Here is a 12,716-nt window from a genome sequence, read left to right on the forward strand (position 1 = left end):
CGAGTGCATGACGGGCCCCGCCTACGGCCACCAGAGGCAGGCGGCGGCAACCAGTGCCACCGCCGCGCCGCCGGTGAGCACCGGGACGTTGCCCAGCCAGGCGGCGAGCGCGCCGCCGCCGAGTGCGCCGATCGGCACCGTGCCGATGAGTGCGGCCTGAAGGACCCCGGCGACCCTGCCCTGGAGCTCGGGCGGTGTGATCAGCTGCTGGGTGGTGGTCATGGAGATGGCCCAGACCGTGGCCGCGAGGCCGAAGAGGAACTGGTACGCGAGCAGCGCCGGAAAGCCGGGGCCCAGCGAGGCGCCCGGGATCAGGAAGATCGCGAGGGCGGCCACCACGGCGCAGATCCGGGTCGCCCTGGCCAGTCCGATGGTGGCGGCGAACCGGCCAGCCAGCAGCACTCCGAGAATGGTGGCGACGCTGAACGCGGCGTAGACCGTCCCCAACTGCCAGGCGTGCAACCCGAGATCACGGGTGGCGTAGAGCACGAAGAGCGCGTCGGCGGCGCCGCTGCCGAGATTGAACCCGGCCCCCGCGAGCACCTGCCGACGCAGCACCCTTTCCCCGCGCACCACTTCGAGTCCCTCGCGTAGCACGGCTGTTCGGGACTCCGATGTGCGACTGCCCTGCCGGGCAGGGTTGTTGAGCGTGGCGGGAAGTGCGAGCAGCAGCAGTGACTCGATTCCGTACGCCGCACAGGCGGCGAGGAGTGCCGTCGAGGCACCGGTCAGACCCACCAGTACGCCGCCGAGCGCGGGGCCGCCGATCTGTCCGGTGGTCCGGGCGCCGGTCAGCGCGGAGTTGGCGGTCAGCAGCTGCTCGGGGTGCACGACCCGGGGCAGGGCCGTCTGGAGGGCGACGGCAAGCATGGAGGTCAGCGCGCCGGACGCGGTGGCCACCGCGTACAGCTGGGGCAACGCCAGCCGGTCCAGGGCGGCCGCCAGCGGTACGGAGCCGACGACGAGCACCTGGAGAATGGTGAGGAGTACGGTCAGGGCGCGCAGCCGCGCCCGGTCGGCCAGCACACCGGCGAACGGGCTGAGCAGCGCGCCGGGGAGGTAGCTCAGCGCCATCAGCGCGGAGGCGCCGAACGGTCCCGCGTCCAGCCGGGTCACGGCGAGCAGCGCGAGGGCCAGGGTGGTGACCTGGCGTCCGACGGAGCTGGCGATCTGTTCCCCGCACAGCAGCGCGAACGGCCGGTGGCGCAGCAGCGGGCGGCCGGGAGGGCCGGTCCCGTCGGTGCGTGTGCGGGCGGAAGGGGGAGACGGGTCGGGCAGCTGCTCCATCCGGCTCAGATGTCGGTGCAGGGCACGGGCCACCGGCGGATGCGGGGCGGCAGGGCCACCACCCAGCCGCCTCTCACCCATGCGAGGCGTTCGGAGGCCAGCAGTTCCACCGCTTCCCGTCCGACGGGGCTCAGCTCGGCCGCGGCGGCGGGGTCCTGGACGGTGCGGAAGGTGGCGAGCAGGTCCGGGTCGTCGATCGTGAAGCGGGCGGCGGCCGAGGGCTCCCTGCGGTCCATGACGGTGACGAAGTCCGGGCCGCGCCGGTGGTAGAGCTGTCCGTAGGCGTGGCGGTCCCGCCACACGGTGAGTTCCGGCGGTTCGCCGGGCAGCGGGCCGGGGGCGGGCAGATGGCGCAGGAGTCCGGCCGTCGCGGCGACCTCGTGTGCGGGACCGGTGAACAGGGGGTCGTCGGTGGCCGGTGTCCATCGCACGACGAGATCGCGGCTCTGGCACTCGCGCAGGAACCGAACCGCTTCAGCCGCCGGTCGGCCGCCCCCGCCCAGCCGCAGGGGTTCGTCCACCGTCACCAGCCGTCCTCGGATCCGGTGCGGTACCGGCCCGGCCGGCAGGGCGGGTGCGGTACGGGCCGGGGGTGCGGGCAGGGGGCTCATCCGGCGGCCTTCTCCCGGCTGTTGTGGGGCGCGTCCGTCGTCCCGTCCGGTCCCTGGGTGCGTTCGACCGACCGGACCGGTACGTACCAGGTGGGCAGGGACACGTAGGAACGTCCGTCGTCGAAGAGGAGGCCCAGTGCGACCGCTTCGTCGAGCCAGGCGCCGAGCTCCTCGGCTGAGGGCGGGTCCCCGTCGGCCGTCAGCAGCCGGTGCAGCGCAGGGCGGGTGCGGCCAGCCTCCAGGTGGCGGAGGGCGGCGGCCCGCCAGCCGGTGAGCCGGTGGGTGCGGCGCGGCCAGCCGTGCCGTCGGTCGTGGACGAGGAGCGCCTCCTCGCCCTCCGTGCCCTCCGGCTGTTCCAGGACCAGGGTCGAGGAGGGGTGGCCGGTGTACCAGTCGCGGGCCGCGGCCTTGAGCCGTGCCTCGGTCCCGCCGCCGATCCCGGCGGGCGGGGTGTCGAAGAGGTAGACCAGATCGGCCAGTTGTTCCTCGGGCAGGTCGTAAACGTGGCGGTACATCTCGGCTGGCCTGCGCTCGTGGAATCCCAGCGCGGGGTCGGCGAAGTTGGGACTGAACCGCTCCAGTTGGATGCGGTGGGCGCCGCCGGGCGGCTGGAGGTGGACGAGCGCGGGCATCTGGTCGATGACGGCGGCGTAGTCCGCGGCGCTCTCTCCCGGGAAGCCGTACAGATAGTTCCAGGAGCAGGTGAGCGAGTAATTCTCGCACTCGCGGAGCGTACGGATGTTGCGGGCCGCACTGACCCCCTTGTCCATCAGCTCCAGGGCCTTGTTGTTGAGGCTCTCGATGCCGGGCTGGATATGGACCGATCCGGCGCGGGCGAGCAGTTCCAGCTGCTCCGGGGTGAGGTTGGACTTGACCTCGTAGTGCATGCGCAGGTCCCAGTCGCTGTCGGCGGCGAGCGGGAGGAAGTCCTTGAAGTACGCCATGTCGATGATGTTGTCGACGGTGACGACATCCAGTATGCGGTGGCGGCGCACCAGGCGGTCGACCTCGTCCCACAGCCGGCTTCCGGTCTTGGCGCGGAAAGTCATCGCCGATCCGTTGAGCCCGCAGAAGGTGCAGTGGTGCTTCTCGCCCCACCAGCAGCCCCGTGCCCCCTCCACCACCAGTTTCGGATGGACGTACTCCGCGAGCGGGGAGGCGTCGATGGCCGCCTGCCAGAGGTCGTAGTCGGGCGAGGGGATGTCGCCGGGCGCCACAGTGCGCCGGGACTCCTCGTTGGCGCGCGACTCCGGCCCGTCCCACCAGCAGAGTCCGGGCACATCGGCCGGTGGGGTGCCCGCCTCGACGTGGGCGAGCAGGGCGGGCAGGGCGTACTCCCCCTCCCCGCGCACCACATGGTCGACAAAGCGGTGGTTGCGGTGCAGGGCGTGACCCATCGGGCCGTCGCAGTTGCTTCCGCCGAACACGACGGTCAGTCCGGGGCGGCGTCGCTTCAGCTCCGCAGCGAGCGCCAGCGAGGAGATGTTCTGCATGAACGTGGAGGTGAATCCCACGACATCAGGTGCGTCGCCGAGTATCGCGCTCGCGCTCTCGTCGATGAATTCCGCCGCATGGGCCCTCATCGCGGTCGCGGTGGAGATGTCGGTCCCGTGCCGGGTGGCGTACTCCTTGAGCTGTGCCACGCCCCATTCGGGGTCCTTGTACAGGACGCCGGAGAAGACCCAGTCCCCGAGGCCGTCGAAGATCGATTCACTGCCTACCGCAACGTGGTCGCCGGGCCGCAGCGCTCCCTGCGAACGTTCCAGCAGGAATTCCGCCCAGCGCAGGGAGCCGTGGAACTCGCGCACCTCGTCGTGCGGCCGGGTACGGCCCAGCAGCGAGTGCAGCAGCCCCACCTGGAGCGAGGGAAGTTCGATCGGCTGCCAGGGCATGGTCACCAGATGTATGCGCACTGCGTCTCCCACGGCACGGGGGCGGGCGCCGGGTCTCGCCCGGCGTCCGCCCTTTTCCTCACTGTCCGGCCGCGGCGCCCCGGCCCGGTGGGCCGGTCGCGTCAGGTGCCGGCCGACCGGAACGCACGCACCCGACAGCCTCTCAGCGCGTCGGGCGTTTCTCGATCGTCTGCCGTTCGCGGTTCTTCGCCTCTTCCTCGCGGACCACTACCTTCTTGATCTCCATGTGCCCCTCCCCTCGGCGTCGGTCCCAAGTCCATTGACGTTAGGCGCCGTTGCGCGGGAGTCGCAAGAGTGCCTGCCGGGGCTGGTGGGATGTACGGGGCAGTTCGCGTCCGTGGACGGCCGAAGCCCGATCGCTATGCTGCGACCCGAACGCTCACCGGAAGCGTTCAAACGAACAACGCGTGGCGGTACGGCGAGGGGGCCAGCAGCATGCGGGAGCCGGTTGAACTCAGGCGTCAGCGAATCCTGTCGGTGGTGGAGTCGCGCGGCGCCGTCAAGGTGAGCGCACTCGCGGCCGAGCTGGACGTCTCGGTGGTCACGGTCCGGCGGGACGTCGAGGAGCTGGCCCGGGTCGGACGGCTGCGCCGCGGGCACGGGGTGGCCCGGCCGGTCCGGGAGCCGGAGCCGCCCGCCGCGGTCCCGGCGGCCCGGGGCGAGGAGGCGGCCGGGGAGGCGGGGGCGGTCGCCCTGGTCGTCCCGGAGCGGCATTCGTACCTGTACGAGACGCTGCACGGTGCCCGGTCCGTCCTGGAGGAGTCCGGGGTACGGATCGCCCTGCACATCGCGCCCCCGTCGCCGGGTGCCGAACGTCCGCTGGTGGAGCGGGCGCTGGCGGACGGGGCGCGCGGGCTGCTGATCGCGCCGCGCTGGCCCAGCGCCCGGTCGGAGGAGCTGGATTACGGCTGGCTGGCCGATGTGGGGGTACCGACCGTGCTGATGGAGCGGCGGCCCCGGCCGGGCAGCGCGCTGCACGCCCTGGACTCCGTATGTTCCGACCACTGGTACGGAACGCACCTCGCCGTGGACCATCTGGTGTCGTTGGGGCATCGCCGCATCGTGCTGGCCGCCCGGGACGACAGCCCCACGGCGCGCAGCATTCGTGCGGCGTTCACCGAGATCGCGGCGGGCCGTGCGGAGGTGGAGGACTGGTCGGTGGTACTGAGCTCGCCCGAGGCCTCGGGCGAGCCTCGCGGATCCGCTCCGGCGGCCGGCGGCCGGGCCGCTCCCGACCTCGCCGCGCTGCTGCGGGAGCGGGGTGCCACGGGGGCCGTGCTGCACGGCGACATCGATGCGCTGATGCTGGTGCAGCGGCTGGCGGAGAGCGGTGTGGAGGTCCCCCGGGACTGCTCGGTGGTGGCGTACGACGATGTGGTCGCGGCCCTCGGCAGTACGCCACTGACGGCGGTGGCACCGCCGAAGGCGGAGATCGGCCGGGCCGCCGCCGAGTTGCTGCTCCACCGGCTTTCCGGAGCCGTCGGGGCGAGCGGTCCGGTGCGCCGGACGGAGCTGCTTCCCACGCTTGAGGTGCGCGGATCGGCGCAAGGGCCGCCACCCTCCAAGGATTGAGCGTTTGACCGCTTTGATTTTCTTCTGAGCGATCTCTTGACCAGTACCGATCAGCCGATCAGGATTCCCCGTGAGCCGATGGAGAAGCCGCGGGAGGCGCACATGCCCGGTCGGACAGAGCCGTCGATCCGCGTCGGCCACGATCCCCGCCCTGCCGCCGGCGGCTGTGTCGGGCGCCCGCGGTGGTGGAAACGGCAACGGCGACGCGCCGTCCGGGCCGGGCAGCAGGCACGGGAAGCGCGCCACGCGCATCACCGTCGTGATCACGGGTTCGCTGCTCGCCGTCCTGCCGTTGATGCTCGCTTTCGCCCTGCCCCAGCTTTTCCGGAAGTCGGGGCTCACCGCAGATGCGTGAAGTGACCGGGCCACCGCCCCCTTACCCCCGCCAGGAGAGAGATGCCCAGCACAGACCCCTCCGCCCCGGCCGCCCGGAACCGGCCACGCGCCGCCGTCGCCATGAAACCGGCCGCCGCGGACGCGCTCCTCGACGCCCGGTTCCTGGCCGCGCTCGACGAGGTGTGCGACCTCGCGCCGCTGCCCGCGATCGACGACTTCGGCACCGACCGGGCCCGCGCCGTGCTGGCCGGTGTCGAGATCCTGGTCACCGGCTGGGGCTGTCCACCGCTCGACGCGGCCGCCCTCGACGCGGCGCCGCGCCTGCGCGCCGTGGTCCACACCGCGGGCAGCGTCCGCGGACACATCACCGAGGCCTGCTGGGAACGCGGGATCGAGGTGTCCTCGGCAGCCGCCGCCAACGCGCTGCCGGTGGCCGAGTACACCGTCGCGATGATCCTGCTCTCCGGCAAGCGGGTCCTGGAGCGGGCCCACGACTACCGGACTCAGCGCCGCCGCGACAACTGGCTCGCCACCCCCGACCGGGTCGGGAACTACGGCCGCACCGTGGGCATTCTGTCCGCCTCCATGATCGGCCGACGCGTCGTCGAACTGCTCCGCCCCTACGATCTGCCCGTCCTGCTGCACGATCCGTACGTCAGCGACGAGGAGGCCGCCGCGCTGGGCGTCCGGCCCGTAGCCCTCGACGAACTGTTCGAGCAGAGCGACGTGGTGAGCGTCCACACCCCGCTGCTGCCGGCCACCCGCGGGCTCGTCAGCCGTGAACTGCTCACCTCGATGCGCCCGGACGGTGTGCTCATCAACACCGCGCGGGGCGCCGTCGTCGACCAGGACGCGCTCACCGACGTACTCCGGCAGAACCGGATCCGGGCGATCCTCGACGTCACCGATCCCGACGCACTGCCTCCCGCGCATCCCCTCTGGGAGTGCGAAAACGCCCTGATCACCCCGCACCTCGCCGGCTCCCAGGGCAACGAGTTGCGGCGACTGGTCGATCTGGCGGCGGGCGAGGCCGGCCGCTGGGCCATGGGCGACGGTTTCGCCCATCCCGTACGACGCGAAAGGCTGGCATTCCTCGCATGACCGCTCCCCGCCCGAGCTCTCCGATCGAACTCCCCGCCGATGACCTGGCGTTGAGCCCGCACACCGGCTACACCCGCACCCACTGGGAGGCTGCTGCCGACGGGCTGCTGCGGGCCGCCTGGGAGTGGGCCACGCCGGGCGGCGCGCTGCTGGATCTGCCGGGCAGGCCGTCCGCGTCCGGAGTGCGCTCCGACGGTCTGGAGGGTTACGCGCGCACCTTTCTCGCCGCCGCCTTCCGGGTCGCGGGCGCGGACGGCAAGGACCCGCACGGCTGGCTCGACCGGTATGCGGACGGGCTCGCGGCCGGCACCCGTACCCCCGGCCTTGACGATGCGGAGTCCTGGCCGCTGATCCGCGATCATTCCGTCTTCGGCCAGCCCATGGTCGAGTCCGCTTCGGTCGCCATCGGCCTGCGGCTGACCCGGCCGTGGCTCTGGGACCGGCTGGACGACGGGGTGCGGGACCGGACCGAGGAGTGGCTGCGCGACGCGCTGCGGCACGTCCCCTCCCCCAACAACTGGTATCTCTTCCCCTACTCCGTGGCCGGGTTCCTGGAGTCCGTGGGACGTGGCGACGCGGAGACCGCACGGGCCAGGCAGCGGGCCCTCGAACTGCTGGAGGGCTGGTACCGGGGCGACGGCTGGTACGCGGACGGCGACGGCCGCGCCTTCGACCACTACAACGGCTGGGCGCTGCACCTCTATCCGATGCTGGACGCGCATCTGTCGGGCGACGCGGAGCTGTCCGCGCACTACGGCGCCCGGCTGCGCGAGCATCTGGAGGGCTTCTCGCTGCTGTTCGGCGGCGACGGTGCGCCGATCCACTTCGGCCGTTCGCTGACCTACCGCTTCGCGGCCGCCTCCTCGGTCGCGCTCGGCGCCATCAGCGGGCACACCCCGCTCACACCCGGCGCCTCACGGCGGGTGATCAGTGGATCGTTGCGCTACTTCCTGGAGCGGGGCGCGACGGGTACGGACGGGCTGCTGAACCTGGGCTGGCACGGCCCGCACGAGGCGTCGCTGCAGAACTATTCGGCGCCCGCGTCGCCGTACTGGGCGTCCAAGGCCTTCGTCTCGCTGCTCGCTCCCGAGGGCCATCCGCTGTGGGCCGCGACCGAGGAGCCCGCACCGAGCGAGGGCCCCGACCGGGTGCTCGCGCTGCCCGCGCCGGGACTGCTCGCCCAGTCCACCCGCGCGGACGGGATCGTGCGGCTGCACAACCACGGCAGCGACCTTGTGCGCCCGCACGAGGGCGAGTCGGGTGCGCAGGACGATCCGCTGTACAGCCGCCAGTCGTACTCCACGGTGACCGGCCCCACCTCGAAGGCGAACGTGGCGGACAATCATCTGGCCGTGGTGGTCGCCGGAGTGCGCAGCGTTCGCCGGGTCATCCGTGCGCTGGGCGCCGGTGGGGGCGACGGCTGGGGCTGGGCCGCCTCCTGGCACCGCCCGGTGTTCGCCTCGGGCTCCCCGATGGTGCCGGGGATGCGGGTGGAGAGCGTCACCGTGGCGCACGGCCGGTACGACTTGCGGGTGCACCGGGTTGTCGGCGCGCCGGACGGGGCCCGGGTGGAGCAGACGGGCTGGGCCACCGGCCGCGACGACGGCCTGGCCTCCGCCCTGCACGGCCTGTACGGCTGGGAATCGAGGGACGAGGTGCGGGCCCCGCAGGGCACCGCGTACACCCCCTGGGCAGTGGTGCCCCGGCTGGCCGCGCCCGCCGAGGGCAAGGTGGTGCTGGTCGCGCTCGCCTCGCTGACTGCAGAGTCCGAAGCGGCGCCGCTCGACACGGTGGTGAGCGGTGTGACGGTGGACGGGGACACGGTGGAGGTCCGCTGGGCGCAGGACGCGGCGAAGACCCGTATCCGCTTCGAGCCGATGACGGTCACGCACGGCTGAGCACCGGGGTGCGCGACCTGCCGGCCGCGCGCCACCACCCGTCGGCAGGGCCTATCTGTCCGTTCTGATCACCACGGCAAGGGTGCGCGGACCGTGCACGCCCTCCACCCGCTCCAGCTCGATGTCGGACGTGGCCGAGGGTCCGCTGATCAGCGTCGTCGGCCGCTGCGGCTCCAGCCGCGCCACCGCCTCCGGCACACCGGCCTCGACCGTGGACAGATCGACGACGCACACATGGAGATCAGGGACCAGGGACAGCGCCCGCCGTCCCTGGCCGGGCGAGCCGTCCAGGAAGATCGTGCCCGTCTCGGCGCAGCTGATGGCGGAAGCGGTGAGGACTCCGTCCAGGGCTTCGAGCCGGGGCGCCGGGATGTCGCCGGAGTCCTGCTGGACCTCGCCCTCGTACGCGTCCAGCCACTGCGGGTCGAGTCCGGCCGGCACACCGATCCGCCGCGCCCCGTGCTCCCGCAGCACCTCGGCCACGACCTGGGCCGTGCGGTCGGCGGTGCAGGTGTGCACCGCCGCCCTGTAGTCGACGAGCCGGTCCGTGAAGAGGGCCAGGCGTTCGTCGTCGGGGAGGGTGCGGCCGGTGCGGTAGGCGCGCGGGACGGTGATGTCCGGGGTGGGGGCGAGGGCGAGTGCGTCCTTGATCCTGCCCAGCACCGTGTCACGAGCGGTCGTCACTTCTCCTCCTCCTTCTTCTGCTTCCGGTTCTTCTCGTACTCGCCCGCGGCGGCCCGCATCGTCGCGGCGCCCTCGGCCGATGCCAGCCAGGAGCGGAAGGTCTGCTTCGGCGGCGCCGCGGTGTCCCGGCTCTCACTCCAGCCGTTGAACGGCGGCGGCAGGTGCGAGATCCTGCCGTCCCGCCCGCCGACGACACGGCCGATCGCCGCCCCTTTCTGCGCGGCGGTGAAGAGCTTCGGGTGCTTCATGACAGTGGCCGCGGCCTTCATGGCCAGCTTCTCCGCCGTCGTGCCGGCCTGTTCGGTGTTCTGGTGGCGCAGTTCGACCAGCAGTGACGGAATGTCGATCTTGACCGGGCAGGCGTCGAAGCAGGCGCCGCAGAGGCTGGAGGCGTACGGCAGCGAGCTGTTGGGGTCGTCCTTGGCCGCGTGCATCCCGGCGAGCTGCGGGGTGAGGACCGCACCGATCGGTCCGGGGTACGTCGATCCGTACGCGTGGCCGCCGGCCCGTTCGTACACCGGGCAGACGTTGAGGCAGGCCGAGCAGCGGATGCAGTTGAGGGCCTCGCGTCCGATCCGGTCGGCGAGCGCCGCGGTGCGTCCGTTGTCGAGCAGGACCAGATGGAAGTCCTGCGGCCCGTCGCCCGGCGTCACCCCGGTCCACATCGAGGTGTACGGGTTCATCCGCTCACCGGTGGAGGAACGCGGCAGCAGCTGAAGGAAGACTTCGAGGTCCTGGTAGCGCGGCAGTACCTTCTCGATGCCCATGACGGTGATCAGGGTGTCGGGCATCGTCAGGCACATACGGCCGTTGCCCTCTGACTCCACGACGGCGAGGGTCCCGGTCTCGGCGATGCCGAAGTTGGCGCCGGAGACCGCCACCTTGGTCGTCATGAACTTCTCGCGCAGATAGGCGCGGGCTGCGGCGGCGAGATGCGCGGGCACGTTGTCCAGGCCCGGGTCGACGCCCGGGATCTCCTTGAGGAAGATCTGCCGGATCTCGTCGCGGTTGCGGTGGATCGCGGGGACCAGGATGTGCGACGGCTTGTCGTGGTCGAGCTGGACGATCAGTTCGGCGAGGTCCGTCTCGTACGGGGTGATGCCGACCGATTCGAGGTGTTCGTTGAGGCCGATCTCCTGGGTGGCCATCGACTTGACCTTGATGACGTCGCTGCTGCCCGTCGCCTTGACCAGCCGGGTGACGATCTCGTTGGCCTCGACGCCGTCGCGCGCCCAGTGGACGGTGCCGCCGCGCTCGGTGACCTTCCGCTCCAGCTGCTCCAGGAGTTCGGGGAGCCGGTTCATGGTGTCGGTCTTGATGGCCGAACCCGCCTCGCGCAGTGCTTCCCAGTCGGGCAGCTCACCGGTGACGTTGAGGCGTTTGGCGCGGATGGTGCGGGTGGCCCGGCCGAGATTGCGGCGCAGCTGTTCGTTGCGCAGTTCGTCGTGGGCGGCCCTGGGGAACTTCCGGTCGCCGCGCAGATTGCCGGTCCCGTACGGGGAGCGGGGCGGGGTCGCGGGCATGCCGAGGAAGGTGCTGCTCATCGGACGGCCTCCGTGGGGACGTACGGCGAGGTGCGGGTGGCGGAGAGGATCTGGGCGAGGTGCAGGGTGCGGGTGCCCGACCTGATCCGGGAGAGTCCGCCGCCGATGTGCATCAGGCAGGACGAGTCGCCCGCAGTGCAGACCTCGGCGTCGGTGGTGGCGATGTTGCGCATCTTGTCCTGGAGCATCGCGGTCGACGTCTCGGCGTTCTTGACAGCGAAGGTTCCGCCGAATCCGCAGCAGGAGTCTGCTTCCGGGAGCTCGACGAGGTCGATGGAGTCGACAGCGCGGAGCAGCTTCAGAGGCTTGTCACCGACGCGGAGCATGCGCAGGGAGTGACAGGTTGGGTGGTACGTCACCCGGTGCGGGAAGTACGCTCCGACGTCCTCGACGTCCAGGACGTCCACGAGGAACTCCGAGAGCTCGTAGGTCTTGGCCTTGACCGTGGCGACGCCCGCCCGCAGCGCCGCGTCCCCGTACCGTTCGGCGACGATCTCGTGCTGGTGACGGACCGAGCCCGCGCACGATCCGGACGGCATGACGACGGCCTCGATCGAGGCGTCGCCGAACTGATCGGCGAAGTTCCGCACCAGAGGCACGGGTTCGCGCTGGTAGCCGGTATTGACATGCATCTGACCGCAGCAGGTCTGCCCCGGCGGGAACACCACGTCGTGGCCCAGGCGGGCGAGCAGGACCGCGGTCGATTTCACCGCCTCGGGGAAGAGCGTGCCTCCCAGACAAGTGGCGAAGAGTCCGATGCGCATGGGGTCTCTCCGATCGTTCACGTCTTCATTTTTACGGTCCGACCATACTAGCCTCGGTCCGGAACCTGAAGACTGAAGCGCGCCACGCGCCTTTTCCATGAACCTGACAATAACGACTCGGTCGCGCGGAGTTCTCCGGCCGTCCGGCCGGAGAACTCCGCGCGGGGGTCAGGAATCCTCGCGCACCCGGTCGGAGTCCTCGTCGACCAGCGTGCCGTGGAGACTGCGGATGTGCCGCTCCACGAGATCGGCGGCCTTCGCCCCCTTGCCGGCGCGCACCAGCCTCAGCAGCTCGGTGTGCTCCGCGTTGAGTGCGGCGGCCGTGGCCGGCCAGTCCTCGGCCTCCTCCAGCGCCCGCAGGATCAGCGGGCGCACCGACTCACGGACGGCGGAGGTGAGCGTGGAGGTCAGTTCATTGCCGGAGCTGCGGGCGATGTGCACATGGAACCGGGTGTCCAGATCGTTGAACTCCGCCACCCCGACATCCGGCTCCCCCATGCGCACGACCAGCACCTGGGCCTCTTCGAGGCCCTCCGGGGAGGCATGCTGCGCCGCCGCCTCGAAACTGGACCTCTCCAGCACGACGCGCGCCTCCAGGACGTCCTCCAGGCTGTAGCTGCCCAGCGCGAAGTGGAGTCGCAGCAGCCGCCCGAGCGCGTCGTCGGGGTTGCGCACGATCCGCGCCCCGGCATCCGGCCCCCGGCCCGGCTGCGCGACCAGCACACCGATGGTCTCCAGCACCCTCAGCGCCTCGCGCAGCGCGGACCGGCTGACCCCGAGCACCGGAGCGAGTTCGCGCTCGGGCGGCAGCCGGTCGCCCGCCCGGAGTTCGCCTGCGAACACCCGCTCCTCGATGCTCTGGAGCACGAGCTCATGCGTACGGGACTGCCGTACGGGTTGCCATTCGACGGGCATCCGTCACCCCCTGCCTCAGCCGGAATCGTCCGGTTGCCGTCGCTTCTGCTGCCCGATCTTCAACTATGTCACACACCGCATATGGTCGGAC

At 71.5% G+C, this 12,716-nt stretch carries 11 protein-coding genes; 4 read left to right on the plus strand and 7 right to left on the minus strand.

Annotated features, from left to right (window positions below; genetic code table 11):
• Nucleotides 1–21: 21 nt before the first annotated feature.
• From ACWCQ6_RS19215 to ACWCQ6_RS19225, 3 genes are read right to left on the minus strand one after another with little or no spacing between them, the layout of a single operon-like run.
• The gene (locus ACWCQ6_RS19215) at nt 22–1,287 is read right to left on the minus strand and encodes an MFS transporter (RefSeq protein WP_451090706.1); all 1,266 of its coding nucleotides are present in this window, start codon (nt 1,285–1,287) and stop codon (nt 22–24) included.
• 5 nt (nt 1,288–1,292) lie between these two features.
• Nucleotides 1,293–1,898: a DUF5825 family protein gene (locus ACWCQ6_RS19220; RefSeq protein WP_451090620.1), complete on the minus strand. Its 606-nt coding sequence runs from the start codon at nt 1,896–1,898 to the stop codon at nt 1,293–1,295.
• Nucleotides 1,895–3,811 carry a RiPP maturation radical SAM C-methyltransferase gene (locus ACWCQ6_RS19225; protein WP_451090622.1) on the minus strand — a complete coding sequence of 639 codons (1,917 nt, stop codon included), beginning with the start codon at nt 3,809–3,811 and terminating at the stop codon, nt 1,895–1,897. The genes ACWCQ6_RS19220 and ACWCQ6_RS19225 overlap by 4 nt, the downstream gene beginning before the upstream one ends.
• A gap of 435 nt (nt 3,812–4,246) precedes the next feature.
• On the opposite strand from ACWCQ6_RS19225, the gene ACWCQ6_RS19230 reads away from it, so the two are divergent.
• From ACWCQ6_RS19230 to ACWCQ6_RS19245, 4 genes are all read left to right on the plus strand, one after another.
• A complete protein-coding gene (locus ACWCQ6_RS19230; RefSeq protein WP_451090624.1) occupies nt 4,247–5,383 on the plus strand; it encodes a substrate-binding domain-containing protein in 1,137 nt (378 codons plus the stop codon).
• A 166-nt stretch (nt 5,384–5,549) separates the two neighbouring features.
• Nucleotides 5,550–5,738, plus strand: a complete 189-nt coding sequence (locus tag ACWCQ6_RS19235; protein ID WP_451090626.1) for a hypothetical protein — start codon at nt 5,550–5,552, stop codon at nt 5,736–5,738.
• Nucleotides 5,739–5,779: 41 nt separating this feature from the next.
• Entirely contained in the window at nt 5,780–6,820 is a 1,041-nt protein-coding gene (locus ACWCQ6_RS19240) for a hydroxyacid dehydrogenase (protein WP_451090628.1), read from the plus strand.
• Entirely contained in the window at nt 6,817–8,718 is a 1,902-nt protein-coding gene (locus ACWCQ6_RS19245) for a DUF2264 domain-containing protein (protein ID WP_451090630.1), read from the plus strand. Before ACWCQ6_RS19240 ends, ACWCQ6_RS19245 begins: the two co-directional genes overlap by 4 nt.
• Before the next feature lie 51 nt (nt 8,719–8,769).
• Here ACWCQ6_RS19245 and ACWCQ6_RS19250 read toward each other — a convergent pair whose 3' ends face one another.
• From ACWCQ6_RS19250 to ACWCQ6_RS19265, 4 genes are all read right to left on the minus strand, one after another.
• Nucleotides 8,770–9,402, minus strand: a complete 633-nt coding sequence (locus tag ACWCQ6_RS19250) for a LutC/YkgG family protein (RefSeq protein WP_451090632.1) — start codon at nt 9,400–9,402, stop codon at nt 8,770–8,772.
• Nucleotides 9,399–10,946 (minus strand): lactate utilization protein B, encoded by a 1,548-nt coding sequence (locus ACWCQ6_RS19255; RefSeq protein WP_451090634.1) that lies wholly within the window; start codon nt 10,944–10,946, stop codon nt 9,399–9,401. The genes ACWCQ6_RS19250 and ACWCQ6_RS19255 overlap by 4 nt, the downstream gene beginning before the upstream one ends.
• Nucleotides 10,943–11,710, minus strand: coding sequence for a (Fe-S)-binding protein (locus ACWCQ6_RS19260; protein WP_451090708.1), 768 nt, complete (start codon nt 11,708–11,710; stop codon nt 10,943–10,945). The genes ACWCQ6_RS19255 and ACWCQ6_RS19260 overlap by 4 nt, the downstream gene beginning before the upstream one ends.
• A 168-nt stretch (nt 11,711–11,878) precedes the next feature.
• Nucleotides 11,879–12,625, minus strand: coding sequence for a FadR/GntR family transcriptional regulator (locus ACWCQ6_RS19265; RefSeq protein WP_451090636.1), 747 nt, complete (start codon nt 12,623–12,625; stop codon nt 11,879–11,881).
• Between the last annotated feature and the right edge of the window lie 91 nt (nt 12,626–12,716).

This window comes from Streptomyces sp. NPDC001880 (assembly GCF_053594575.1).